Annotated in this window: 31 protein-coding genes; 23 read left to right on the top strand and 8 right to left on the bottom strand. The window is 67.4% G+C overall.

Features of this window, described 5'->3' with window-relative positions:
• Window positions 1–117: 117 nt before the first annotated feature.
• Both ACSHWB_RS45080 and ACSHWB_RS45075 read right to left on the bottom strand, forming a co-directional pair.
• Window positions 118–657, bottom strand: a complete 540-nt coding sequence (locus ACSHWB_RS45080; protein WP_439659474.1) for a DUF305 domain-containing protein — start codon at window positions 655–657, stop codon at window positions 118–120.
• Entirely contained in the window at window positions 654–1,115 is a 462-nt protein-coding gene (locus ACSHWB_RS45075) for a hypothetical protein (protein ID WP_439659473.1), read from the bottom strand. Before ACSHWB_RS45075 ends, ACSHWB_RS45080 begins: the two co-directional genes overlap by 4 nt.
• 468 nt (window positions 1,116–1,583) lie before the next feature.
• On the opposite strand from ACSHWB_RS45075, the gene ACSHWB_RS45070 reads away from it, so the two are divergent.
• Complete coding sequence (locus tag ACSHWB_RS45070) at window positions 1,584–1,937, top strand: BlaI/MecI/CopY family transcriptional regulator (RefSeq protein ID WP_439659472.1); 354 nt, start codon at window positions 1,584–1,586, stop codon at window positions 1,935–1,937.
• On the top strand, window positions 1,934–2,878 hold the full coding sequence (locus ACSHWB_RS45065; protein ID WP_439659471.1) for a M56 family metallopeptidase: 945 nt from the start codon (window positions 1,934–1,936) through the stop codon (window positions 2,876–2,878). Before ACSHWB_RS45070 ends, ACSHWB_RS45065 begins: the two co-directional genes overlap by 4 nt.
• Before the next feature lie 105 nt (window positions 2,879–2,983).
• Here the strand turns inward: ACSHWB_RS45065 and ACSHWB_RS45060 are convergent, their stop codons facing one another.
• Together ACSHWB_RS45060 and ACSHWB_RS45055 are read right to left on the bottom strand one after the other, a co-directional pair.
• A complete protein-coding gene (locus tag ACSHWB_RS45060; protein ID WP_439659470.1) occupies window positions 2,984–3,160 on the bottom strand; it encodes a hypothetical protein in 177 nt (58 codons plus the stop codon).
• A gap of 17 nt (window positions 3,161–3,177) precedes the next feature.
• A complete protein-coding gene (locus ACSHWB_RS45055) occupies window positions 3,178–3,534 on the bottom strand; it encodes an ArsR/SmtB family transcription factor (protein ID WP_439659469.1) in 357 nt (118 codons plus the stop codon).
• 20 nt (window positions 3,535–3,554) lie between these two features.
• Here ACSHWB_RS45055 and ACSHWB_RS45050 point away from each other — a divergent pair, with 20 nt between their 5' ends.
• From ACSHWB_RS45050 to ACSHWB_RS45025, 6 genes are all read left to right on the top strand, one after another.
• Window positions 3,555–4,892, top strand: coding sequence for an MFS transporter (locus ACSHWB_RS45050; protein WP_439659468.1), 1,338 nt, complete (start codon window positions 3,555–3,557; stop codon window positions 4,890–4,892).
• A 333-nt stretch (window positions 4,893–5,225) separates the two neighbouring features.
• Window positions 5,226–6,023, top strand: coding sequence for a DUF3105 domain-containing protein (locus ACSHWB_RS45045; RefSeq protein WP_439659467.1), 798 nt, complete (start codon window positions 5,226–5,228; stop codon window positions 6,021–6,023).
• The gene (locus ACSHWB_RS45040; RefSeq protein ID WP_439659466.1) at window positions 6,023–6,679 is read left to right on the top strand and encodes a DUF305 domain-containing protein; all 657 of its coding nucleotides are present in this window, start codon (window positions 6,023–6,025) and stop codon (window positions 6,677–6,679) included. The genes ACSHWB_RS45045 and ACSHWB_RS45040 overlap by 1 nt, the downstream gene beginning before the upstream one ends.
• Before the next feature lie 5 nt (window positions 6,680–6,684).
• A complete protein-coding gene (locus ACSHWB_RS45035; protein ID WP_439659465.1) occupies window positions 6,685–6,984 on the top strand; it encodes a hypothetical protein in 300 nt (99 codons plus the stop codon).
• On the top strand, window positions 6,981–7,211 hold the full coding sequence (locus ACSHWB_RS45030; RefSeq protein ID WP_439659464.1) for a hypothetical protein: 231 nt from the start codon (window positions 6,981–6,983) through the stop codon (window positions 7,209–7,211). Before ACSHWB_RS45035 ends, ACSHWB_RS45030 begins: the two co-directional genes overlap by 4 nt.
• 190 nt (window positions 7,212–7,401) lie before the next feature.
• Window positions 7,402–8,994 (top strand): peptide chain release factor 3, encoded by a 1,593-nt coding sequence (locus ACSHWB_RS45025; RefSeq protein WP_439659463.1) that lies wholly within the window; start codon window positions 7,402–7,404, stop codon window positions 8,992–8,994.
• 5 nt (window positions 8,995–8,999) lie between these two features.
• Here ACSHWB_RS45025 and ACSHWB_RS45020 read toward each other — a convergent pair whose 3' ends face one another.
• The gene (locus tag ACSHWB_RS45020; RefSeq protein ID WP_439659462.1) at window positions 9,000–9,359 is read right to left on the bottom strand and encodes a BlaI/MecI/CopY family transcriptional regulator; all 360 of its coding nucleotides are present in this window, start codon (window positions 9,357–9,359) and stop codon (window positions 9,000–9,002) included.
• Between the two features lie 341 nt (window positions 9,360–9,700).
• Window positions 9,701–10,483, bottom strand: a complete 783-nt coding sequence (locus ACSHWB_RS45015) for a DUF4142 domain-containing protein (RefSeq protein WP_439659461.1) — start codon at window positions 10,481–10,483, stop codon at window positions 9,701–9,703.
• 360 nt (window positions 10,484–10,843) lie between these two features.
• Between ACSHWB_RS45015 and ctaD the strand changes: the two genes are divergently transcribed.
• Window positions 10,844–12,595, top strand: coding sequence for an aa3-type cytochrome oxidase subunit I (gene ctaD / locus ACSHWB_RS45010; protein ID WP_439664788.1), 1,752 nt, complete (start codon window positions 10,844–10,846; stop codon window positions 12,593–12,595).
• 167 nt (window positions 12,596–12,762) lie between these two features.
• Window positions 12,763–13,254 carry a hypothetical protein gene (locus tag ACSHWB_RS45005; protein WP_439659460.1) on the top strand — a complete coding sequence of 164 codons (492 nt, stop codon included), beginning with the start codon at window positions 12,763–12,765 and terminating at the stop codon, window positions 13,252–13,254.
• Between the two features lie 26 nt (window positions 13,255–13,280).
• Here the strand turns inward: ACSHWB_RS45005 and ACSHWB_RS45000 are convergent, their stop codons facing one another.
• A complete protein-coding gene (locus tag ACSHWB_RS45000; RefSeq protein ID WP_439659459.1) occupies window positions 13,281–13,517 on the bottom strand; it encodes a hypothetical protein in 237 nt (78 codons plus the stop codon).
• A gap of 240 nt (window positions 13,518–13,757) precedes the next feature.
• On the opposite strand from ACSHWB_RS45000, the gene ACSHWB_RS44995 reads away from it, so the two are divergent.
• The 4 genes from ACSHWB_RS44995 (at window position 13,758) to ACSHWB_RS44980 (ending at window position 16,447) form a co-directional block, all read left to right on the top strand.
• Window positions 13,758–14,546 carry a class E sortase gene (locus tag ACSHWB_RS44995; protein WP_439659458.1) on the top strand — a complete coding sequence of 263 codons (789 nt, stop codon included), beginning with the start codon at window positions 13,758–13,760 and terminating at the stop codon, window positions 14,544–14,546.
• 52 nt (window positions 14,547–14,598) lie between these two features.
• Window positions 14,599–15,021 carry a hypothetical protein gene (locus tag ACSHWB_RS44990; protein WP_439659457.1) on the top strand — a complete coding sequence of 141 codons (423 nt, stop codon included), beginning with the start codon at window positions 14,599–14,601 and terminating at the stop codon, window positions 15,019–15,021.
• A 109-nt stretch (window positions 15,022–15,130) separates the two neighbouring features.
• On the top strand, window positions 15,131–16,213 hold the full coding sequence (locus ACSHWB_RS44985) for an urease accessory protein UreH domain-containing protein (RefSeq protein WP_439659456.1): 1,083 nt from the start codon (window positions 15,131–15,133) through the stop codon (window positions 16,211–16,213).
• A gap of 12 nt (window positions 16,214–16,225) precedes the next feature.
• Window positions 16,226–16,447: a heavy-metal-associated domain-containing protein gene (locus ACSHWB_RS44980; protein ID WP_439659455.1), complete on the top strand. Its 222-nt coding sequence runs from the start codon at window positions 16,226–16,228 to the stop codon at window positions 16,445–16,447.
• A gap of 31 nt (window positions 16,448–16,478) precedes the next feature.
• Here ACSHWB_RS44980 and ACSHWB_RS44975 read toward each other — a convergent pair whose 3' ends face one another.
• Window positions 16,479–17,171 carry a cytochrome c biogenesis CcdA family protein gene (locus ACSHWB_RS44975; RefSeq protein WP_439664787.1) on the bottom strand — a complete coding sequence of 231 codons (693 nt, stop codon included), beginning with the start codon at window positions 17,169–17,171 and terminating at the stop codon, window positions 16,479–16,481.
• 119 nt (window positions 17,172–17,290) lie between these two features.
• Between ACSHWB_RS44975 and ACSHWB_RS44970 the strand changes: the two genes are divergently transcribed.
• The 9 genes from ACSHWB_RS44970 (at window position 17,291) to ACSHWB_RS44930 (ending at window position 24,067) form a co-directional block, all read left to right on the top strand.
• A complete protein-coding gene (locus ACSHWB_RS44970; protein ID WP_439659454.1) occupies window positions 17,291–17,914 on the top strand; it encodes an ABC transporter ATP-binding protein in 624 nt (207 codons plus the stop codon).
• On the top strand, window positions 17,911–18,576 hold the full coding sequence (locus ACSHWB_RS44965; protein ID WP_439659453.1) for a heme exporter protein CcmB: 666 nt from the start codon (window positions 17,911–17,913) through the stop codon (window positions 18,574–18,576). Before ACSHWB_RS44970 ends, ACSHWB_RS44965 begins: the two co-directional genes overlap by 4 nt.
• The gene (ccsA, locus tag ACSHWB_RS44960) at window positions 18,573–19,292 is read left to right on the top strand and encodes a cytochrome c biogenesis protein CcsA (protein ID WP_439659452.1); all 720 of its coding nucleotides are present in this window, start codon (window positions 18,573–18,575) and stop codon (window positions 19,290–19,292) included. Before ACSHWB_RS44965 ends, ccsA begins: the two co-directional genes overlap by 4 nt.
• A 78-nt stretch (window positions 19,293–19,370) precedes the next feature.
• Window positions 19,371–19,787, top strand: a complete 417-nt coding sequence (locus tag ACSHWB_RS44955; RefSeq protein WP_439659451.1) for a cytochrome c maturation protein CcmE — start codon at window positions 19,371–19,373, stop codon at window positions 19,785–19,787.
• On the top strand, window positions 19,784–21,760 hold the full coding sequence (locus ACSHWB_RS44950) for a heme lyase CcmF/NrfE family subunit (protein ID WP_439659450.1): 1,977 nt from the start codon (window positions 19,784–19,786) through the stop codon (window positions 21,758–21,760). The genes ACSHWB_RS44955 and ACSHWB_RS44950 overlap by 4 nt, the downstream gene beginning before the upstream one ends.
• Complete coding sequence (locus ACSHWB_RS44945) at window positions 21,753–22,232, top strand: cytochrome c-type biogenesis protein (RefSeq protein WP_439659449.1); 480 nt, start codon at window positions 21,753–21,755, stop codon at window positions 22,230–22,232. Before ACSHWB_RS44950 ends, ACSHWB_RS44945 begins: the two co-directional genes overlap by 8 nt.
• Entirely contained in the window at window positions 22,229–22,840 is a 612-nt protein-coding gene (locus tag ACSHWB_RS44940; RefSeq protein ID WP_439659448.1) for a hypothetical protein, read from the top strand. Before ACSHWB_RS44945 ends, ACSHWB_RS44940 begins: the two co-directional genes overlap by 4 nt.
• Window positions 22,837–23,451 carry a TlpA family protein disulfide reductase gene (locus ACSHWB_RS44935; RefSeq protein WP_439659447.1) on the top strand — a complete coding sequence of 205 codons (615 nt, stop codon included), beginning with the start codon at window positions 22,837–22,839 and terminating at the stop codon, window positions 23,449–23,451. The genes ACSHWB_RS44940 and ACSHWB_RS44935 overlap by 4 nt, the downstream gene beginning before the upstream one ends.
• A 1-nt stretch (window position 23,452) precedes the next feature.
• Window positions 23,453–24,067, top strand: coding sequence for a TlpA family protein disulfide reductase (locus ACSHWB_RS44930; RefSeq protein ID WP_439659446.1), 615 nt, complete (start codon window positions 23,453–23,455; stop codon window positions 24,065–24,067).
• Window positions 24,068–24,212: the final 145 nt, after the last annotated feature.

Genomic DNA, 24,212 nt, shown 5'->3' with positions numbered 1-24,212 from the left:
CACTACGAATGATTGGCGCGCGCTCTGACCCAATAGAAGGCGGCGCGCCTCCCACGGTCGTTGTTGTGAGCTGGCAAGCGGAACGCGTGGATGCGCTGATATGCCGACATTGTTCTTTCAGATCTGTGGTGCACGGCGCTGGTGAGCGGCAAGCAGCGAGTCGAGCACTTCGATTTCTGACTCCTGCAGGGCGCGGACGGTCTTGGCGTGGGCTCGCACCGCGGCGGTGCGAGCCTTGGACAAGGTGAGCTCGGTCAGTTCGATTCCTGCCCGGTCGTGCCGGCGCATCGCCTGCAGGAACGCTATGTCGAACTCGCGTCCGGTCAGGTGCTTCAATCTGGTCGAGTCGGCGTTGTTCACCGCGGGCCGAACGGGTCGTTGCCACACATCTGACCAGCCCTTCACCCGGCCGGTCTGTTCGATCCTGTCCGTCTCGATCTCGAAGGCGATCTGCCGGATCTCCGGATCCGTGCTGAGTTGCCCGGCCATGCTCGCCATCCGCACCGCCAGCGCATGATGTCCGGCCAGCTTGGCGGCGAACGTGATGTCTGCTTCTGCCGGGCCCGCGGGTGTGGCCGATGCTGTGCCGACCAGGTAACCAATGACCACCAAGGCGAGCCCGAGGATCACCAGGATCAGAAGGAGGGTCCAGTTCACGGGCCCTCCAGCGAAGGAATCGACGGTGCAGCGGGCTCGGAACGACCATCGACCGGCACGGCGTCAGGTCCGGGCCTCTTGGCGTCCAAGGGTGCCGGGTTCGACGAGAGCTGCGAGTTCTCGAGGCACACGTCCACCTCGGGACAGGGGGCGGAGGTGCACCGCAGCGGACAGGTGTCGCGGACGGGCTTGTCGCAGGTAGCGTCGGCGCGGTCGGGCCAGCGGAAGTCGTGCTCTCCGTCGAGGGGCGAGCCGAGGTCGTAAGCGACCCGGTCGGTCGGTCTCAGGTGCTCGGCCGCCGGGAACCCCATCGTGAGGACCCCGACGATCGTGCCGGACGGATCCTTGTCCGTGAAGACCTGGCTGGACGCGTCATCGAACACGCCGGCCATCGGCTCCTTGGCGCGATGCAGCTTGGACTTGAGGCCGCTCGTCATCTCCAGCTCCCAACCGTCCACGAAATACTATTTAGCCTAGTACTAGGTTGGCGATGGGACTACGTCGCCCGGTAGAAAAGGCGTCGGCCCGGCGGCGAGCGCCGCGGACATCGTCGATGCGCTCGATCGGCCGTCGGCCGCGCGTCTTCAAGATCAAAGAGGCGAGGGCAATGCTCGGTGGCGGCCTACGCCGTTCTACGGGGGCTGCCTGCCCAAGCGAGGCTCGGCCGATCTGCAGGAAAGCGCTGCACGGAGAACGTCGGCCGCTCAGGCTTGTCGCTGCGGGTGTACAAGCAGGTCGTCTTCAGCGTTCTGTGGCATGGCATCTCCGCAGGCGTCCACGCCGCGACGCATGCGGGGGAGAACACGATGGCCGGCTCGCAGCCCCTGAGACAAGTCGCCTATGTGCGTTCAAGCTGGGCGACGGTTACACCTCACTGGAGCACAGCCCGCCGCCAGGTGACCGTATCCTTCCCGCACGGAGGTGTCATGCAGGGTCTTGGTGAACTCGAATCGACGGTCATGGACGTGCTGTGGCGCGGTGATGGCGACCGCACGGTCCGCGACGTGCTCGAGGAGCTGTCGCAGGAGCGGGAACTGGCGTACACGACGGTCATGACGGTGCTGGACAACCTGCACCGCAAGGGCTGGGTGGAACGCACGAAGGTCAGCCGGGCGTTCCACTACCGGGCCGTCATGTCCCGGGCACAGGCTGAAGCGAGGGCGTTGCGGGCGGTGCTCGACGCCGCCGACGATCCCGAAGGTGTGCTGTTGCACTTCGCGCAGTCCGCCACCGAGGAAGAGATCACCCTGTTGCGGCGAGTGCTGCGGAAGCGCCGATGACCGTCGCGGTAGCGCTCCTGCTGGGCGCCTTCATGGTCGCGTGGGCAGGGCCTCGCCTGCTGGAACGGCTGCTCGCGGTGAAGGCGCCCGCCGGGGTTCTGCTGACCGGCTGGCTCATGATGGTCGTGGGCTGCCTGACCACTGTGGTCGCGGCGGTGGTGATCACTGTGCTGCCCACCCACGGCCCCGCCCCGTTGCTGATCGGCCTCATGCACAACTGCTGGCAGACCTTGCAGCACGGAGGTTCGCCGCGTTTCGAGGAGATGGCGGGGCTGCTGTTCATCGCAATCCTGCTGGGTGTCGTGGTGAAGTTGGTTCTCTCACTGGTGCGGCACCGCCGCTCGCAGTGGCGTCTGCATCGCAAGCAACGCGATGCGCTCACGCTCGTGGCGCAGCGTCAGCCCGGCGTCATCCCGACGTGGTGGATTCCGCTCGACCGCCCGCTCGCGTACAGCCTCGCCGGACGTCCGGCGTTGATCGTGGCCACCGACGGGCTCAACGAGCACCTGAGCGAGGCCTCGGTCGCGGCGGTGATCGAGCACGAACGTGCGCACATTCTCGGACACCACCACCTGCTCGTCGGGCTGGCCAGGGCGCTGGCATCCGCGGTGCCGTGGACGCCGCTGACGCGCCGGTCGCCCGAATTGGTAGCCGCACTCGTCGAACTCGCGGCCGACGCCACAGCGGTCCGCGCACACGGAGCGGACGCGGTGCGCTCGGCCCTGCTGACCATGACGGCGGGCGGGACTCCGCCGGCCGCGTTGGCGATGGCAGGCAACTGCGTGGAGCTGCGCCTGCGTAATCTCGTTGGTGCCCCTCATGCTTCAGGCACCCGGACGTGGCTCGCCGGTGCCTTCGCGATGATGCTGCCGATGGCCATCGGCTCCGCGTTGCTGGCGGTGGCGGCCTTCGCGATGTGTCCCTTCGTCCTGCCGATGTAGAGCGAACGGCCTCGCAGCCGGTGGCGTCTGCCGGCGACGCGGCGTACCGCCGTGAAGGCCAACCTGCCGGGCGTGGCCGTCGGGAACGCCGCGAGCGACCTGACATCACGTCCGGTCGAGAACTTCACGATCCGCGCTTTCGGTGAGAACGACAAGCCGCCGCCGCGTGGCGGCAGCGGACGATCCAGCCGACGGCGTCGAACCGAGCAAGGCAAAGCAAGCCTCGAAGGTGATCACCGGCGTGCCGCCACGATCCGGGCGATCGCGTACACCGATGATCAACCGCTGTCCCCCGGCGGTCAGTCGTGGTCCGGACTTCCGGTGATGTGATGATCGGCGGCGTTGACCGCCTCGAGCAGCAGCCGCCGGACGTGGCCACCTCGCGCTTGGTAGAGCATCCGGCGGCCTTCGCGGCGCACGGTCACTAGTCCGGTCAGACGCAATTTCGCGAGATGTTGTGAGATTGCCGGGCGCGCGATGCCGACCTCCGCGGCCAGTGTCGTCACGTCGTACTCGGCCCCGCACAGCAGCCACAACATGCGAAAACGCGTCGCGTCGGCGAGCATCCGGAACCCGTCGACGGCCGCTTCGACGTGGGTGCCAGAAGGTAGCTGTTGCCAGTCATGCGTTGTTGCAACGTCGTCGCGTGCGTACATGAGCACATATAGTGCCAGACATGCTCGCTGTTCTGCGCAATCGGACGTATCGCCACCTGTTCGGCGCACACGTGGTGGCCCTCACCGGCACCGGTCTGGCGACTGTCGCGCTGGGATTGCTGGCCTATGACCTGGCCGGCGCGGACGCGGGAGCGGTGCTCGGTACCGCGCTGGCGATCAAGATGATCGCCTACGTCAGCGTGGCGCCGATCGCGGCGGCGTTGCTCGGGGCCTTGCCGCGACGTGCGGTGCTGGTGACGCTAGACCTGGTGCGTGCCGGGGTCGCGGTGACGCTGCCGTGGGTGAACGAGATCTGGCAGATCTACGTGTTGATCTTCTTGCTGCAGGCAGCTTCAGCGGCGTTCACGCCGATCTTCCAGGCGACCATCCCGGACGTGCTGCCCGATGAACGTGAGTACACGCGGGCAGTCACCCTCTCGCGGATGGCCTATGACCTCGAAGGTCTGCTGAGCCCGTCGCTGGCCGCTGCGTTGCTGGTGCTGATGAGCTTCAACAACCTTTTCCTCGGCACGGCGATCGGTTTCGTGGGTTCGGCGCTGCTCGTGGTCTCGGCGGTGGTGCCACGACCGAAGCCGGTGCGCCGCGACGAAAGCCTCTATGCCGCAACGACTCGTGGAACAAGGATCTATCTGGCGACACCGCGCCTGCGCGGATTGCTGGCTGTGCATCTCGCGGCGGCCGCAGCAGGTTCCATGGTGTTGGTCAACACGGTCGCTTACGTGCGTGACGTGCTTGGCCGCGATGCTTCCGACGTCGCCATCGCTCTCGCGTTCAACGGCATCGGTTCGCTCGCTGCCGCGCTGATGTTGCCGAAGTTGCTCGACCACGTGACTGACCGCGCCCTGGTGTTGCGCGCCTCGGTGGCACTGGTCGTACTCCTGTTCGGCGGGTCCACGTTCGCCTGGGTGTTCGGTGGAGGGCACTGGCCTGCGCTGCTCGTGCTGTGGGCGTTGCTGGGCGCCGGATGCTCCTTCGCGCTGACGCCGGGTGCGCGGCTGCTGCGCCGATCCGCCGACTCGGGCGACCGTCCCGCGTTGTTCGCCGCAGACTTCGCGCTGTCCCACGCCTGCTGGCTGCTGTGCTATCCGCTGGCCGGGTGGGTGGCCAGCATCGCCGACATGAATACGGCCTTCGTGGTCCTAGGCGGCGTGACGGCAGTCGCCGCGTTCGTCGCATGGCGGCTGTGGCCGATGCACGACCCGGAGGTGGTGGAGCACGAGCACCACGACCTCGATGCGAGCCATGATCACGTGCACGATGCCGTTCTGGCCGGCGGCGCGTGGCGTCACGCGCACGAGTTCCACATCGACGACCACCATGCGCGTTGGCCTCGTTGAAACCGATGACCTGCTCTGGGCAGATCTGCTTTTGGTAGCAGGTGAATAGAGCGCTTTCGTGCCCGCGTGGTGCGATCCTGCATCGGTACCGGCGTTCGGTCGGTGGCAACGTGCACAAGGTTGCTTCACGTACCTAAGCGACCTCCGATTCCTTGCGCGTGGCTGATGTGGTTGACCATGCGGTGCCGACCTCAGCGTGCTGGTTTTTCGGCGCCAACCTCTCTGTGGTGAACCCCGCCCGACAGAGAGGCTTCGGCGTCGCACAGAGTCCTCTCAGGTTCCCGTCCACGCTCTTTACTATCCTTCCTAGTAGCCGATAGCCGAGGAGCGGAAATGACCAGTGGCCGGAAGTCCAAGAAGGCCCGGGGGACGAAGTCCATCGTTGTGGACTACAAGCCAAGGCCGTGGGGCACGATCATCGCGGTCGTCGCCGTGCTGGGCCTCGCGGGCGGTGTGTTCGGCTACGCCTACTCCCAGATCTCGGCCCAGAACCAGCGAGAAGCCGCCCTCGCGCAGTGGAAGCCGTCCGACACCAACAAGGACCCGTCGGACAAGATCACGGGTGTCACCAAGAAGGAGTATGCGGCCGGCAAGCACGTCGAGCCGGTGAAACGGGTCGCCTACGAAAGCAGCCCACCCTATGGCGGGGCGCACGACGGGACGTGGGCCGACTGCACCGGTGTCGTCTACGAAAAGCCTGTGCGCACCGAGAACATGGTGCATTCGATGGAGCACGGCGCGGTCTGGATCGCCTACAACCCGGACCAGGTCAGCGGTCCGGCGCTGGACAAGCTGAAGCCGAAAGCAGAAGGCCAGCAGTTCACGATGCTGTCGCCGTACCCAGGTCTGGACAAGCCGATCGCGCTGCAGTCGTGGGGTCACCAGCTGAAGCTGGACAGCGCCGATGACGAGCGCGTCGACCAGTTCATCTCGTCGCTGCGCCGCAACCCGAACACCTATCCCGAGCCCGGCGCCACCTGTGAGGCCAACGCCGCCCAGTTCGACGTGAGCAACCCGCCGCCGTTCGTGGCTGAGAAGCCAGGGGCGGACGCGGTGCCGGTCGACGGCGGTGGGCAGGACCCGAAGGAGCAGAACTTGACCCCGTCCTCCACCCCTGCGGGAGGGAACTGATGACCGGGACCGAGCCGTCGCAAGGCGTCAACTGGTCACGGCGGGCGATCGCAGCCGCGGTCGGTATCGCGTTGGTGCTGCTCGGTGCTGCCGGAGGAATCACTCTCGGCCATTCGAGCTCGCCCGCCGCGCCGACCGCGGTCGACATCGGATTCTCGCAGGACATGTCGGTGCACCACCTGCAGGCTGTGCAGATGGCCAACCTCGCGACAGGTCGCAGCGAGGACACCGATGTGCGCCAGCTCGCGTTCGACATCGGTTCCAGCCAGCTCGAACAGGTCGGGCGGATGAAGGGCTGGCTCAGCTCGTGGGGCGAACTCGAACAAGCACCTGCGGGCAAGCTGATGATGTGGATGAGCGGTGACCACCAGTCGATGTCCGGAATGGACAACGGTCGTATGCCCGGTATGGCGACGTCACAGGAACTCGCTCGCCTCCGGGGCATGAACGGCAAGGAGTTCGACGTGCTGTTCCTGCAGCTGATGACCCGCCACCACGAGGGTGGCAGCGCGATGTCGCGGTACGCGGCGGACAAGGCGTCGGTTCCGGTCGTGCAGAGTCTTGCCAACGCGATCGCGTCCAGCCAGGAAACCGAAGTGAAGACGCTCAAGTCGATGCTCACGGCTCGCAACGCACAGCCGCTCGGCTCCGGGTGATGTCAGTGCACGTGGTGGCGACTCACGACCAGGGTGGCGTTTCCGCTTTGCTGATCCTCGGGGTCATCCTGCTCGTGATCATCGCAGCGCTGGTGGCGATCGGCGTCGCGCAACGTGACGACCCGGACCGCGAGGTCCGGAGGCAGTTCCGTGACGCCCTCTACGGTGCTCCGCGCCGCCAGAGTGCCACAGCGGTGACCTCTGCTCGCGAGGAATCCGAAACGTCGACGTCTGAGGACGGAGACACCGCCTTCGAGCCGGAACAGGCAGCACGTCACCAGGACGAGGGGAAGGCCGCTCCGTGAACGTGATCGGGGCCAAGCTGGCCCTCTACCTTCCTGTGCTCGCCGCGTGGGTCGCCTTGGTCGGAGCGACCCTGAACCGTGCCGCCCCGGTGGTCGTCGTACCGCTCGCCGGTGCGTCCGCACTCGGAATCACCGCCTTGATCACGGACACCCCCTGGTTGATCGCGGCCGTGGTGGCTCTGTGGCTCTGGGGAGTGGTCTGGATGGTGCGCGGAGCACAAGGGTGAGTTTCACGCGGACCCGTTCACCGCTTACTCGCGGCAGAACTTGAAGGCGCACGCCACGCGGTCACGCCGCGTGGCGCGACCACCGTTCGTAGTGCGGCCCGCGCGCGGCAACAGTCCGCACACCTTGACCTGCCGAGGCCGTGAACGCTTCGCCCGAACGACGGATCCACCGGTTGGCCGGAAGGAGATCATGGTCGCGCGCGACGTGCTGTACGAGGCGGCGCGGCGGCGCACCTTCGCGGTGATCAGCCATCCCGACGCCGGCAAGTCAACCTTGACCGAGGCGATCGCCCTGCATGCCAAGGCCATCACCGAGGCGGGCGCCGTGCACGGCAAGCCGGGCAGGCGTGCTGTCGTATCAGACTGGATGAGGCTGGAGCAGGCTCGCGGAATCTCCGTCACGTCCGCCGTGCTGACGTTCTCGTATCGCGACATCCTGATCAACCTGGTCGACACGCCCGGACACGCGGACTTCTCGGAGGACACGTATCGGGTCGTGTCCGCGGTGGACAGCGTGGTGATGTTGCTCGACGCCGCGAAGGGGCTCGAGTCCCAGACGCTGAGACTCTTTGACGTATGCCGGGCGCAGGGCATTCCCGTCATCACGTTCGTGAACAAATGGGATCGTCCTGGCCGCGATGCGCTGGAGCTGTGTGATGAGCTAGCCGCCCGCACCGGGTTGCAGCCGATGCCACTCACCTGGCCGGTGGGGCCGGCAGGGGACTTCCACGGGGTGCTGGACTGCCGTGACGGAACGGTGGTGCGCTACCTACGTACGGTAGGCGGGGCCGCCGCGGCGCGGGAAGAGCGCCTCGATCCGACCGCGGCCGCCGCTCAGGAGGGCGCGGCATGGTCTGTCGCCCGTGAGGAGGCTGATCTGCTCGCCGACTCCGGTGGTGGAATCGGTCTTGAGCGGTTTCTCGCGGCCGAGGCGTCGCCCGTGCTGTTCGGTGCCGCGTTGCTCAACCAAGGCGTCCGCCAGCTTCTCGACTTCCTGGTCGACTCCGCGCCGGCACCGCGGCCGAGAGCGGATGTCACCGGGCAACCGAGGCATCTCGACGCGCCCTTCTCCGCCTTCGTGTTCAAGGTGCAGACCGGGATGAACCCGGCGCACCGGGACCAGGTCGCGTTCGCCAGAGTCTGCTCCGGTGCGTTCGAGCGGGGCATGGTCGTCACGAACACCGCGACCGGTCGGCCGTTCGCGACGAAATACGTACAGCAGGCGTTCGGCCGGCAACGCAGCACAGTGGACGTCGCGTATCCCGGTGACGTCATCGGCTTGGTGAACGCGACGGTACTGCGAGTGGGGGACACGCTGTTCGCCGGTGCCGTTCCGGTGCGGTTTCCGCGGCTGCCGAGTTTCGCGCCGGCGTGCTTTGCCGTCGCGCGGCCGGCGGACATCAGCCGCGCCAAGCAGTTCCATCGCGCCATCGCGCGGTTGCGCGCCGAGGGGATCGTGCAGGTGATGAGGTCGCAGCGTCGAGGTCAGGGTGGCATCCCGGTTCTCGCCGCCGTCGGGCCGATGCAGTTCGAGGTCGCCCTGCACCGGATGGAGTGGGAGTTCGCGTCGCCCATGACACTGGAACACCTCGCGTACACGGTTGTGCGGCGCTTGGTCGATCCCGGTCAGCGTCCACTCGTCGACGCCGGCTGGCGCAGCGAGGTGCTGGAGCGGGAGGATGGCACCGAGCTCGCCGTGTTCGCGAGCCAAATAGAACTTGCTGTGCTGCAACGCCTACATCCGCACATCGAGCTCGATCATCTCGTCGGCGGGGTTGGCTGACCTTGTCACGGCTCCTGCCTCCTGGACAGTGCCTGGCGGAGCAGGTCGCACTCGCGGTCGGTAGCCGACTGCGCGAACTGCAGTAGAACCGCCTCCGGATCTCCGGAGGTCGCGATCACGTGCCGTAGTGCTCCCGCCGCGGCTTCGGCGCGGCTCATCACGGGCTCGTACCGGTACGCCTTGCCGTGCCGTTTCCTGTTCACCCATGCCTTCCGGTGCAGGTTGTCCAGTACAGTCAGCACCGTCGTGTACGCCCGCGTGCGTGCTTCGCCGAGCCGGTCGAGGACCTCCCGAACCTTCAGCGGCTGCTGCTCGCGCCACAGCACGTCCATGACCGCCGACTCCAGGTCGCCGAGACCGTGCATGGATCCTCCAGGCCGGAATGACCGCAGACCGCCTACTAGTCATAATAGTAGCCGCTGGCCGCCGCGTTTGCCGCCGGCGAGTGCGGGTGTCGGCGTCCGTCTCTGGCCGGCTGGTTTGCATTTCTGTCGAATCCAATGTGGATAATCGCGTACGGCTGGCGTGCCCCATGGAGGCGGTGAGGTTCCAGCACAGCGCCGCAGTCTCGACGGGTGACCGACGCCGGATCGTCCCCAATGAGTAGACGATCTTGGGGATGTGTTCGTGACTTGCACTTGTGTTGGGGGAGTTCGCGTCGGTCCGCCTGATCTCTCAGCAGGTAGTTGGCGCGGCATGGCGGCTGTCACTGTCGGAACCGTCTGAATGGCTCGTTCGATCGGTGCGTGCCTGCCGCACCTTCCCTGATGGGCGGCGAAGGCCGGATGAGTGCGGGCTCCTGCACGGCGAAGGCGTCGGCCTGGTGCCGGGGATCGGCCGACGCCTTCCTGTGTCGCGCTCGTAGCCAGAAGAGCGCGATACCGCCGAGGGCCACGATCACCAGCAGGTACGTGATCGGATTGCTCATACTGGAGCCGGCGGTGCGGGTGATCTCCGTGGAGGCGCGGGGCTGTGGCTCCGGCTGACCGCCGGGTGTAGCGGACGGCGCAGGCAGTGTGGGGGACGGCAGTGCCTGGAAGTCGACCAGGCCGGTCTTCTCCAGTTGGGTCATGTGGTCGAGCACCGTGCTCATGGCCTGGTTCGCCATGGCCCGCACCAGTTCGTTCCTGGTGCCGGCACGCACCTGTGCGGCGAACCCGTAGACCTTGCCGTGTGCGGCGCGCAGGCGGTTGGCAAAGGTCCGCTCGTATTCGTCGCCTTGTGTGGTGGTCAGTTCCTTAAGCCAGCCCAACTGGTCCTGGTTGGGCTGGTTGGGCAGTTCCACGCCGAGTGCCTGGCCGCCGTTGCGGACCATGTCGTCCAGCGCGCTGTGCCCGTCGATCAGGTGCTTGCCTGCCTCCTGGATCTGGGGATTCTGGGACTTCTGGAGCGCCTGCTGTCCTGCCGGCAACTCCCACAGCCCTGCGAGGCGGACCTTCGCCAGGAAATCCCGGTCGACCGCGCCGAGTGGTCCCCACTGGGTCTCCACCACCTCTTCGCCCTGGCCACCGCTGCCCAGCGGGGCTGCCGGAAGACTCGACGGCAACGCGGGAGGGCCGGAGGGGACGTTCGTTCCCTCGTGGGCGAAAGCTCCTGCCGGCGGAGGGCCGATGATCAGAAATAGGCTTAACACCGCTGTTACGAGCCAGCGCGGTCGCGAGTCACTCGTAGGGTCACCCATGACGTGGTCTACGAAGCGGGATAGTGGATCGGCTCAACGGCCGACCGGTCGTTATGGTTCCGTTATTCATGCGACGCCGCAGGTGCGGTCGACGTCCGCTCGGGCTGTCATCGCCGACCAGGCTACTATCTTTCTTAGTAGAAGCTTGAGCTACGGGAGAGCATGAAGATGACGGTCACCGCCCAGCCGATCCCCGTGCCGACCGCTCACGCGCCCAAGCCGGTCAAGGGATCGTTCCTGCTGCGTATGTTCCGCACCACCGACCACAAGCAGATCGGTGTTCTGTACCTCGTCACGAGCTTCGCCTTCTTCCTGGCGGGTGGCGTGATGGCCCTGCTCGTGCGGACCGAGCTCGCTGTCCCGGGCATGCAGTTCCTGTCGAACGAGCAGTACAACCAGCTGTTCACCATGCACGGCACGATCATGCTGCTGCTGTACGCGACGCCGATCCTGTTCGGGTTCGCGAACTTCATCCTGCCGTTGCAGATCGGTTCGCCGGACGTGGCGTTTCCGCGCCTTAACGCCTTCTCGTACTGGCTGTACCTGTTCGGCGGCATCATCGTCGTGTCCGGGTTCGTGACTCCCGGCGGTGCCGCGGACTTCGGCTGGTTCGCCTACACCCCGCTGTCGAGCGCGATCCACTCGCCCGGCGTCGGCGCAGACCTGTGGATCACCGGCCTCCTGATCAGCGGCCTCGGCACGATCCTCGGCGCGGTCAACATGATCACCACCGTGGTCTGCCTGCGCGCGCCCGGAATGACGATGTTCCGGATGTCCATCTTCACCTGGAACATCCTGGTGACCAGTGTGCTGATCCTGATCGCCTTCCCGATCCTCACTGCCGCGCTGTTCGGCCTGCTGGCCGACCGCCATCTCGGTGCGCACGTGTTCGACCCGGCCAACGGCGGCGTGATCCTGTGGCAGCACCTCTTCTGGTTCTTCGGGCATCCGGAGGTCTACATCGTCGCCTTGCCGTTCTTCGGCATCGTGTCGGAGATCTTCCCGGTGTTCAGCCGCAAACCGATCTTCGGCTACAAAGGACTGATCTTCGCCACGCTCGGCATCGCGGCCCTGTCCGTCGCCGTGTGGGCGCACCACATGTACGCGACCGGCGCCGTGCTGCTGCCGTTCTTCGCCTTCATGACGTTCCTCATCGCGGTCCCGACCGGCATCAAGTTCTTCAACTGGATCGGCACGATGTGGAAGGGCCAGCTGACGTTCGAGTCGCCCATGCTGTTCTCGGTGGGCTTCCTGGTGACCTTCCTGTTCGGTGGACTCTCCGGCGTCCTGCTGGCGTCACCGCCCATCGACTTCAACCTGTCCGACACCTACTTCGTGGTGGCGCACTTCCACTACGTCCTGTTCGGCACGATCGTGTTCGCCACCTACGCCGGCATCTACTTCTGGTTCCCGAAGATCACCGGCCGCATGCTGGACGAGAACCTCGGCAAGCTGCACTTCTGGACCACGTTCATCGGCTTCCACGCCACCTTTCTCGTCCAGCACTGGCTCGGCAACCAGGGCATGCCACGCCGGTACGCCGACTACCTTCCCAGCGACGGCTTCACCACTCTGAACACGATCTCCACCGTTGGTGCCTACCTGCTCGGCGTGTCGACGCTGCCGTTCATCTGGAACGTCTTCAGGAGCTATCGCTACGGCGAGGTGGTGACCGTGGATGATCCCTGGGGCTTCGGGAACTCGCTGGAGTGGGCGACGTCGTGCCCGCCGCCGCGGCACAACTTCACCGAGCTGCCCCGAATCCGTTCCGAGCGCCCGGCGTTCGAGCTGCACTACCCGCACATGATCGAGCGCATCCGCCTCGAGGCCCATGTCGGTGGCGACGCACGGCACGACGGTCCGGCCGCTCCCTCGGAACTCGCCGCGGAGGCGGTCGATCCGGCAGATGGCCGGGCGTGACCCAAGTCCGTCGGCGGGCCATCCCGAACTCTGCAAGTCGCCCACCAAGTCTCAACGTGCCTCGTGCCGGTGAACGCTCATCTGTCGGTGTCCGTAGTCAACAACGGGAGCTGTCGCCGATCGGGAGGAACTGCACCGTGTCAAGAGGTCATGTCTTCGTCTTTGCGGTGCTGCTGCTGACTGGTGCCTGCTCGGCGGGCGGTGCGAACCAGTCGACCGAGTCTTCCTCGGAGCAGGCCGCGGAGGGGCAGGTCGGTCCGACGGCCGGCCCGGCCAGCCGCGTTCTGCCCGGCGACATCGCGACGTTGCAGGTGGTCCAGGGCGAAGGGATCGGCGCGGTAGTGGCTGATCGGGAGGAGTACACCCTGTACCGGTACGAGAAGGACACCGCGAACCCGCCCAGATCGAGCTGCAACGAGCCGGAGTGCACCCTGGTGTGGCCGCCGCTGCTCGCGCCGGGCGGGCAGTTCGACCTGAAAGGGGTCGACAAGGCGCTCGTCGGAACGATGAAGCGTGACGACGGAACGACGCAGGTGACGTTGGCGGGACGGCCGCTCTACAGGTACGTCGACGACGAGCAGATCGGTGATGTGAACGGGAACGGGATGGACGGCCAATGGTTCGCTGTCACACCGACTGGAGAGAAAGCGCGAGGGTGACAACAACCTGCTCGCTTCTCAGGCGGTCAGTTCGGCCAAGCATCCAAGAGTAGATCGGCGTTGAGTTGCGGGCGTACTTCGAGCAGCAGCAACGCGACGAGGAGCACGGTCCACTCGGCGGTACGTGGTTTCCGCCCGAGTCGTACGTCCAACCACCGGCCGGTGGTTATGTCGACCGGCGTGGCCAGAGCCGTCAGTGGAAAGACGCCGAGGCTGTGTCTGGCTGCCCCGGCCGGATCACCGGACAGCAGGACGACGAACAAGTGCCACTGCCCTGGTGCGCAGGGCGGCGCGACCGTGGTCGGGCCAACCGAGTCTCAAGCCGTGGTCCCGTGACGTCACCTGTTCCCTCGAAGTACGCCGCGCCGGACTCGGCCTTGCCGACCAAACTACTATGGTCAATAGTATGTGTTGTGAGTGTGCGGACCAGGCGTCAGTTCGACGAGGACACTGTCGTTCTTCCCAGAGTGAGTGGATCTCCGCATGAGGGCTTTGGGAAGCGTGTGGTCCGCGGGCTCGGCGAGCTCCTGATCACCACGGGTCTGGCGGTGCTCCTCTTCGTCGTCTACGAGGTGTACGTCACGGACTTGGTGTCCATGCGCAAGCAGGATGACGCCGATGCCGAACTGAACGCGCGATGGGATGCCACCCCCGACGTCATCGCCGCCGATCCACGGCGTCCGGTCAGGACGGACCTCGTGCCGGGCCAGGCGTTCGCCAAGCTGTACATCCCCGCACTCGGGAGTGACTACCAGTTCGCCGTCGTCGAGGGCACCACGCCGGCGGACCTGGAGATCGGTCCCGGCCACTACCGGGCTACCGCCGGACCGGGCGAGAAGGGCAACTTCGCGATCGCGGGCCACCGGGTCGGCAAGGGAGCCCCGTTCAACGACCTCGATCTGCTCCAGTCCTGCGACGCCGTGGTGGTCGAGAACGAGTCGGCGTGGTTCGTCTACCGCGTGCTGCCGATGGAGAGAGAGGAGGCGAACTGGGCCCAGGACAAGGGAAGTGATCCTCGGTGTCTCGGTGTTCAGCCGCTTGACCGGTCTCATGGCGCGGCCTACGCGGACACGCCCGGTCAGGAGATAGTCCGGCCCGAGCAGGCGGAAGTGATCGATCCGGTGCCGAACTACGGAGGTGAACTGCCGGAGGACCGGTTGGCGAGCCTGATGACGATGACGACCTGCCATCCGAAGTTCTCTGATCGGCAGAGGCTGATCGTGCACGCCGTGCTGACTCGGTCGTATCCGAAACGATCTGGTTTCCTGCCCGGTGAACTCGCCGAACGGTGAGTTGCCTGTCTGGCAAACACGGTGTTGACAGGCACTCCGTAGGATGTCGGCCATGAACGGCCCGGTCCGCGGCACGCCTAGCGCGCGAGCGCATCTTGCGCGGCTGGTCGTTGTCCTGGCCGTGCTCGCCGGGCTCGCATTGGTGGTGGGCGCCCAGTGCACCGACGGCATGTCGATGGCACACGACGTGAACGTCGTTATGACGGACGGTGGCCACGAGGCCGTCGTCGAACGCCCTGTCGCGGCGGGTGAGCCTGCCGCTCTTGCACGCGACATGGCTGGTGGCAGCGACATGGGCGGTGTGCTCGCCGTCTGCCTGATGATCATCGCGGCGGTCGTCTCCATCGTCGCCGTGCTGAGGTTGCCCGGCGTGCGTGGCTTGGCAACGGTGGTGCGGCCTGCCTGCGCGACGTTGGCGGCGGCTTTCCTGCCGCAGGCGCCAAGTCTCGCGAAACTCTGTCTGCTGCGGATCTAGGAGAGGTCTGCCCGCACCCGGTTCGAAACCGGGGTCGCGGGCGACGACGCGACGCCGGCGTTTCCGCCGGTGTCCTTTCGGCCTTTCCCATCCCACTCGGAGGAGTGTCGTGAATCTTGCTGCTGTCCTGGTCACCGGTTTGTTCGCCGGTGGTGTGTCCTGCGCCGCGGTGCAGGGAGGTCTGCTGACCGGACTGATCACACGTCAACGCGCGGCGGCCGCTGAACCGGCGGTTCCAGTTCGTCGCGCGTCGGGCGGAAAGAACAAGCAGGCCACCGCAGTCGCCGAAAGGCGAAGCCTGCGTGCTCAACTGGGGGACGATCTGGCTCCGGTCGGCGGGTTCCTGGTGGGCAAGCTCGTGTCGCACACGCTGCTCGGTGCGCTCCTGGGTGCGCTCGGCAGCGTCGTGGAACTGTCGGTGGGGCTGCGCACCTGGCTGCAGATCGGCGCCGGTCTCCTCATCATCGTATTCGGGTTGGCGCAGCTCGGAGTTCCTGGTTTTCGCCGTATCGTCGTCGAACCGCCGGTGTCGTGGATGAAGCTGGTGCGCAACCGCGCCCGCTCGCAGGCGGCGCTGGCACCGGCCCTGCTCGGCTTCGCCACGGTGCTGATCCCTTGCGGTGTCACGCTGTCGGTGGAGGCGCTGGCGCTCGCGTCCGGGTCCGCGTTGTCCGGAGCGGCGACGATGGCGGTGTTCGTGCTCGGCACCGGTCCGTTGTTCGCGATCCTCGGCTACGCCGCCCGCAAGGCGGCCACCGCGTGGAAGGGCCGGTTGGCGGTCGTGACCGGTCTGGTGGTGCTCGTGATGGGCCTGTACACGCTCAACGGCGGCCTGGAGCTGTCCGGATCGCCGCTTGCGGCAAGCAGGATCGCGCAGTCCGTCGGGTCCGCTGACGCTCCAGCCGACACCGCTTCGGCGTCCGAAGTGGACGGGCGGCAAACGGTGGTGATCACCGCGCGTACCGGCTCCTACAGTCCCGGGAACGTTCAGATCCGTTCCGGCGTACCGACGACACTCGTCATCAAGTCGGAGAGCGTGCAGGGTTGCGTGCGGTCCTTCGTCATCCGCGACGAGCAGAAGATCCTGCCGGTGAACGGTGAGACCCGCGTCGACCTGGGTGTGCTGCAACCAGGCCGGCTGGACTACGCCTGCGGGATGGGCATGTACACCGGCGTCATCACCATCGTCTGAAAGGAGTCCACTGTGGCCACCACGACACACGTCTTCCGAGTGGAGGGCATGCACTGCGGCAGCTGTGCACTGCTCATCGACGACGCGCTGGAGGACCTGCCTGGCGTCCGAAGCACCCAGACCACGGTCAAACAGGGGCGCAGCACGGTGGAACTGGATCCGAGCCGGAGCACTCCCGAGGACGTCGTTCTCGCGATCGAGGAACTCGGCTACCAGGCATCGCCGATGCCCTGACGAGCGGCCAGGGCGGTGGTGACCGGGGCGCTCAGATCGGCGGCCAGCCCAGCCGGGCGTAGACGGCGAGCAGGTCGCTCATCAACCGCGTCCAGTCCCCGGTCATCACCGCGATGCCCATGGCGACGAGCAGGACGCCGCCACCGATCTCGATGTGCCGGGAGTGGCGGCGCAACCAGCCGAGCCGGTCGTTGCCCCGTTCGAACCCGAGCGCCAGCAGGAGGAACGGCAGACCGAGGCCGGCGGAGTAGGCGAGCAGCATCACCGCGCCGCGCGACACGGTGGCCGTCGTCGCGGCGGTGGCGAGGATGGAGGCCAGCACCGGTCCGACGCACGGTGTCCAGCCGAAGGCGAAGGCCGCTCCCAGAGGGAACGCGCCGGCTGGTCCGCGGCCGATCTGGGTGAGGTCGAACCGCAGTTGGCGTGAGAAAAGCGGAATCCGCACAAGGCCGGTCACCGTCAGTCCCATGAGGACTATCACGGCGCCTCCCGCGATGTTGATCGCCCGCAGGTTCTGCGCCAGTGCCAGGCCGAGCGCGGAGGCCGTCGTGCCGAGCGCGACGAACACCGTGGAGAAGCCGAGCACGAACAGCAGTGCCGCGCGAACTTTGCGGGTACGCGACCGCGACTCCTCGTCGTCGGACAGTCCGGAGATGTACGAGAGATAGCCCGGCAGCAACGGCAGGGTGCACGGCGACGTGAACGAGACCACGCCGGCCACCAGCGCGAGCGACGTGAGAGCGAAGAGTTCCAGCGCGACCTCCTCCCGGATGCGGACCGCTCCGGCCGTGGAGCTAATCTACGATCAATCTTAGTACTACCGTCGATGGCAGGTCCGCTTCAGTGCATCACGAACGTCCCCCCAGAGCCGAGCTCGCCGACGTCCACGTCGACGTGCAGCGCACGGCCGTGCTGCGCGGCCTCGACCTCGTCGTGGCGGCGGGCGAGGTGCTCGGTCTGATCGGTGCCAACGGGTCGGGCAAGAGCACGCTGCTGAACGTGCTGGCCACCCTGACCACGCCGGTCGCGGGCACCGTCCGGGTACGGGGACCGATCGTGCTGCTCGGCCACGCCCCGGCGCTCTACCCGCAGCTGACCATCGAGGAGAACCTGCGGTTCGTGGCGAGGTTGACCGGCCGTGACGATGCCGTGGCGGACGCCGCACTGGCGACCGTCGGGCTCGCCGCGGCCGCCGGACGGCGGGCGGACCGCTGCTCGCACGGCATGCTGCGGCGAGCGGATCTGGCGAGGACCTTCATCACCGAGCCGTCACTGCTGCTGTTGGACGAGGTGCACACAGGCCTCGACATCGCATCCACCGCTCTGGTGGACCACGTGGTGGACGGCGTGCGGCGGCGAGGCGGGGCCTGTGTTGTGGTCTCCCACGACCGGGATCAGGTCGCTCGCCTGGCGGATCGGGCGGTCGAACTCGTCGGGGGACGCGTGGCCCCGGCGGTGCTCGCATGACGGCGCGGCGGCAGCTCGTCCAGATCGTGCGCAAGGATCTACGCATCGAGGCGCGTTCGGGCGAGGCCGTGCTGGTCACCACGCCGTTCGGCGCGGTGGCGCTGATGTTCGTACCGCTTGCCGTCGGCACCGACACCCCGCTGCTGCGGCAGATCGGCCCCGGCCTGTACTGGGTGGTGGTCCTGCTGTTCGGCCTGCTGGTCACCCTGCGGCACAGTTCGGTGGACACACCGGCCCAGATCGCCCTCCTGCGTCTGAGCGGAGTGCATCCGGTCGTCAGGCTCACCGGTCGCGCCGTCGCGAGCGCGCTTCTGCTGCTCGCCTTCGAAGTGTTGCTTCTACCTGTGGCGGTCGCGCTGTACGACCCAGCATCGCACGGATGGCCGTGGCTGCTCCCGGTTCTGCCTCTGGTCGCGACAGGGCTGGGCCTGCTCGGAACCCTCGCCGGCGCGCTGGCGCAAGGACTCGGCGGCCGCACCACTCTGGGACCGGTGCTCGTGCTGCCGCTGGCGGTCCCGCTGTTGCTCGGAGCGACACAGGTACCTGTGTCGGCCGCACTGGGGAACGCCCCGTGGCCGTGGTTGCTGCTGATGTTCACCGTCGATCTGATCGCGGTTCTCGCACTCTTGCTGAGCGCACCACACCTTGAGGAGGTGGCATGACACTGTTGGGTCGCCGGTTGCCGTTCGTCGCGGCCGGCCTGCTCGTTGTCGGACTCGCCGCGGGTCTGATGGCGCCCCCGGACCGCCTTCAGGGGAACCTCCAGCGGCTGATGTACGTGCACGTACCCGCCGCCTGGCTGGCCTTTCTCGGCTTCGCGATCACCTTCGGCGCGAGCGTCGCCTGGTGGTGGCGGCGAAAGCCCCGGTACGACCGGCTGGCCGCGTCCGCCGCGGAGGTCGGTGTGTTCTTCACCGGTCTCGCGATCGTGCTCGGATCGGTGTGGGGCAAGCCGGTGTGGGGTGTGTGGTGGACCTGGGACCCGCGACTGGTGACCACCGCACTGATGTTCTTCGTCTACCTCGGCTATCTCGCGTTGCGCCGGGCGACGCTCGATCCACTGGTGCGGGCCCGGCGGGCGGCGGTGTTCGGCGTGGTGGCGTTCGTCCAGGTGCCGATCGTGCACATGTCGGTGCTGTGGTGGAGGTCGTTGCACCAGCCACCGACGGTGCTCCGGCCGGGCGACCCCGCCATCGACCACAGCATGCTGGCCGCGCTGCTGGCGAACCTGCTGGCGTTCACGGTGGTCTTCGCGATGTTCCTGAGAGCGCGGATGCGTCTGGCCGCGGCACAGGACGACGTCGACGCCACCCCTGGTCCGCTGGCGGGCGACGCTGTCAGCGCACCCCGTCTGGAAGGAGTCTCCCGCGATGAGTGAGTGGTCCTGGGTCGTGCTGGGCTTCGTGATCGCCTACGGGGCGCTCGCGGTGTACGCGATCAGTCTGGTGCGTCGCTCGTGAAACGCTACCGGCTTCTCGTCATCTCGGTCGCGGGTGTCGTGCTCGTGTTCGTGGGCCTGCTCGTCTTCGGCAACTTGAACCGCAACCTGGTCTACTACCTGACCCCGCAGGAGGCGATCGGGCGCAGGGCGGACTTCCCCGACGGTCGCCGTCTGCAGTTGGGAGGACTCGTCCGCGAGGGCAGCGTCGACCGTTCCTCCGGTGGGCTGCGGTTCGTTCTGAGCTCCGGCCTGGAGACGGCGAGCCCCGCGGTCACCGTCGAGCACACCGGCGCACCCGCGCAGCTCTTCCAGGCGGGCATCGGCGTCGTCGTCGAGGGTTCCTGGCAGGGCGACCGGTTCGTGTCCGACACGATGATCGTCAAGCACGACGAGAACTACCGTCCACCCGCGACGGATGGCGCGGCACCGTGAACGCCGTTCTGCCGTCCGCGGGCTGGAGCGGCGCGATGCTCGGTCTCGCGGCGTCGATCGTCCTGGCGTGGCTGGGCTTCCGCGCCCAGCGCAACCCAGCCCGCGTAAGTCACGCTCGCCTTCGGTTGACGGCGTGGTGCGTGCTCGGTGGTGCCGTGCTGTCGATGAGCGCCCTGGTCGGAGCCCTGCTGACTGACAACTTTGCGATGTCGTACGTGGCCGAGGTGCATTCCCGGTCCACGTCGTGGTTCTTCACCATCACCAGCGCCTGGGCGGCGCTGGGCGGCAGCCTGGTGCTGTGGACGCTTGTGCTGGCCGGCTACACCGCCGTTGTCGCACGACAAGTGCGTTCGGTCGAGGACCGGCTGGGCACCGGAGCGTTGGGTGTCATGGGCGTGGTCGGGGTTTTCTTCTTCGGTCTCGTCACCACGGTCGCCAATCCGTTCACCATCATGGCGAACCCACCTGCCGACGGGCCGGGGGCGAACCCGTTGCTGCGCGACCACATCATGGTCGCGTTCCACCCGCCGATGCTCTACCTCGGCTTCGTCGGGTTCACCGTGCCCTTCGCCTTCGCCATGTCCGCGTTGCTGCTGAGGCAGGGAGGCGTCGACTGGTTGCGTCGCAGTCGTCGCGCCAATCTCGTCGCCTGGAGCTTCCTCACCGGCGGGCTGGTGCTCGGCGCGTGGTGGTCCTACGAGGTTCTCGGCTGGGGCGGCTACTGGGCCTGGGACCCGGTGGAGAACGCCGCGTTGATCCCGTGGCTGGTCGCCACCGCGTTCCTGCATTCGGCCGTGGTGCAGGTGAAGCGCGGAATGTTGCAGTCGTGGAACTTCGTGCTGGTGCTGGCGACGTTCTCGCTGACGATTCTCGGCACGTTCCTGACCCGCTCGTCCGTCGTCGTGTCCGTGCACAGCTTCTCGCAGTCGGCGGTCGGACCCGCACTGCTCGGGTTCTTCGTGCTCGTGGTCGGCGGCGGGTTCACCCTGTTCGCCCTGCGCGGCGAGCGGATGGCCTCGCTGTCGCGCCCGGAACGGCTCGCCAGCCGTGAGGGCGTCTTCCTGGTCAACAACCTGTTGCTGGTCGTGTTCGCGTTCGTCGTGCTCATCGGCACCGTTTATCCGGTACTGGTGGAGGCCGTGACCGGAGCGCAGGTGTCGGTGGGCAGGCCGTTCTTCGACCGCATGGCGGTGCCCTTGTCGCTCGGGCTGCTGATGGCGATGGGAATCGGCCCGTTCACGCCCTACCGGCACGCCACGCTCGGCGTCATGTGGACACGGCTGCGCGTTCCGTTGCTCGTGGCGGGTTCCGTCGCCGCGGCGACGGTGACGGCGGGGGTGCGTGAGCCTGGCGTCGTCCTGGTGATGTTCCTGGTGGCGGGAAGTGTCGCCGGGACGGTCCGGCAGTTGGTTGTCACGGTGCCGCATCCGCGCCCATCGGCGGTGTGGCGGTTGCTGCGGTCCCAGCGGGCCTACTGGGGTGGTCAGCTCGCGCACCTCGGCGTCGCCGTGGTGGCACTGGCGATCGTTTCGTCGAGCGCGTTCGCGCAACGCGCCACGGTGACCCTCGAGCGGGGAGCGTCGGCCGAGTTCGCCGGGTACTCCGTGACGTTCGAGAAGAGCGAACGTCACGAGCTCTCCGACCGGACCAGCACCGACGCCCACATCGTGCTCAGGAAGGGCGATCAGGTGGTTCGAGTCGCAGAGCCGCGGCTCAACGTCTTCGCCGGGCGGCCGCAGGCGGTGGGACAGCCGTCGGTCTGGCCCGGTGCCGCACAGGACGTCTACGTGGCGCTCGGCGCGCTCGAGGACGGCCGGGTGGTGCTCAACCTCTACCGGTACCCGCTGATGTCCTGGCTGTGGGCCGGTGGCGGACTCGTCGCGGTCGGCGGGTTCTGGGCGGTGAGCGGGCGGTCACGCCGGAAGAGGACCGAGGACGAGGCCACGCCGGGGGAGGCGGTCGCGCGTGCGTAGGCCATCGGTTCGGTGGGGCAGCGGGCTGCTGCTCGTCGTGCTGCTCGCTGTCGCGGTAGCCGGGCTGGTCACCGGAGCAGGGCGTCCGGCCGACCGTGCGTACGAGCTGGAGCAGCGGCTGCGGTGTCCGGTGTGCAAGAGCGTGTCGGTCGCTGATTCGCCGTCGGACACCGCGCAGGCGATGCGCCAGGTCGTCCGCGAGCAGATCGCCGCAGGAAGGACCGACGACCAGGTCATCGACCACTTCCGGGCCCGCTACGGCGACTGGGTGCTGATCGACCCGCCGATGTCCGGCAGGACTCTGGCGCTCTGGATTCTGTCGGCTGCCACGATCGCGGCGGGTGCGACGTTGTTCACGCTCCGCTGGACGCGGCGGGAGAAACCAGCGGAACCGTCCACTGAGGATCGCGAGCTCGTCGCCGCAGCCCTGGAACAGACCCGCCTGCGTGACGCGACTGAGGAACAGCCGTGAGCGGCGAGGTGGAGCGGACCGAGCAGCAGCGTGATCAGGCGTTGCGCGACATCGTCGACCTCGAGCGGCAGGTCGAGGAGGGCGAGATCCCGCCCGCCGTCGCGCAACGGCTCAGGGACGAGTACGAGGCGGTGGCCGCCGCGGCCATCCGGCGGCTCGAATCGCCCACCGCCCGGCGACCCCGCGCGGAGAAACGACGTGGCCCGGTGGTCGCCTACGTGGTCGCCGCGGTGGTCGCGTTGTTCGCCGTGGTCGTGCTGTTGCCCGATCAGCTCGGCGAACGGCCCGAGGGTGGCGCGGTGAGCGGCAACGAGGTGCTCCAGCCGCCGTCACGGGACCTGTCGGCGGTGACCGACGACGAGCTGGAGCAGGTGATCGCGGCGAACCCCGGTGTGGCCGGCATGCGGCTCGCGCTGGTCCGCAGGTATGTCGGTGCCGGTTCCTACGAGAAGGCCGCGGCGCATCTGCAGATCCTGCTCCAGCGGCAGACGGACGGCCCGGACCGTGCGAACGCCATGTCTGTTGTGGACGACGTACTGCGGCGGGATGGGATACCCGTGGCCGTGCGAGACCGGTTCACCGCGCTCAAGGAGGCGGGACCGCGATGACCGTCACGACGTCGGGCTGGCGCAAGGTCAGGTGGGCCGCACTGGCCGTGGTCGTCCTGGTGGTGGTCGTCGGCGCCTTCTTCGGCAGCCGTCTGGGCAAGGATCCGGCACTGGTCGACTCGCCGCTGATCGGGAAGCCTGTGCCCGCGGTCGTGTCACCGAACCTGGAGGACGGTGGTTCGACGTCGTTGGCCGACCTGCGCGGCAACGTCGTCGTGGTGAACTTCTGGGCTTCGTGGTGCGTGCCGTGCCGCGAGGAGCACCCTGTTCTGGTGGCAGCGGCCAAGGCGTACCAGGATGCCGGAGTTGTCTTCGTCGGCGTGAACTACCAGGACAAGCCCGCTGGTGCGACGGCGTTCCTCGACGAGCTGGGGCGGGGGCCCGCCGGGGCTTACCGGTACTTGCGCGACGCGGGATCTGCTCTCGCACTGGAGTTCGGGGTGTTCGGGGTACCCGAGACCTTCCTGGTCGCCCGCGACGGAACGATCGCGGCGAAGATCACCGGCCCGACCGACGCGGCCCTGCTGAAGACCGCCCTGGACGCGATGCTCGACGGCCGCAGACCCGACTCGCGCACCGAGGGCTCCGTGCAACCCGCCCCAGGAGGCTGACATGAGATGGGCGATCGTCGTACTGATACTCGTGTCGGCCGCCGTCGTGGCGCTGTGGCCCAGGGGCGACGTGACCGATGTCCGTCCCAGCCGTCAGGTTCCGGCGCAGGACGACGCGGCGTTGGCCGGAGCGCGGCAGCGGGCCGCCCTCGAACCGTGCCCGCAGGCAGGTTCAGGCACGGCGTCCGGTCCACTCGCCGGTGTCACGGTGGCATGCCTGGGTGCTCCCGGCGCGGTGGACCTGGGGCGCGCGCTGAGTGGTCGGACCGTGCTGTTGAACCTGTGGGCGTCCTGGTGCCAGCCATGCCGGGAGGAGATGCCGGTGCTGCAGGAGTACTCCCGGCAACCCGGCGCGGTCCCGGTCGTCGGCGTCAACGTCCAGGACATGCCCTCCGAGGCCCTCGGCGCGGTCGTCACCCTCGGCGTCCAGTACCCGAGCGTCGTCGACACCGGCGAAGCCGTGCAGAAGGCGCTGGCAGTCCCGCGGGTGTTGCCCGTCTCCTACGTCGTCCGGCCGGACGGGACCCTGCGGCAGGTCACCGACCCGTTGGTGTTTCGCACTCCGGATCAGGTGCGCGCGGTGGTGGACGCGCTCAGTGCTGCGGGCTCACCCTGATCGCACCTGCGAGTGATCAGGAATATCAGCGTGGCGACGCGGAGCGCTGACGCCGTATCTACTGCCCAAAATAGTAGAATGCGTGTCGTGTGGAGCGACGGCGAAACGGATGTGACCAGGTCACGCCCCTGGCGGCGGCACGTGC

Origin of the sequence: Lentzea sp. HUAS TT2 (genome assembly GCF_051853195.1) — a bacterium.
Classification (GTDB): domain Bacteria; phylum Actinomycetota; class Actinomycetes; order Mycobacteriales; family Pseudonocardiaceae; genus Lentzea.
Note: the sequence above shows the minus strand (reverse complement) of the source record. Positions and strands in the feature narration are given on the sequence as shown.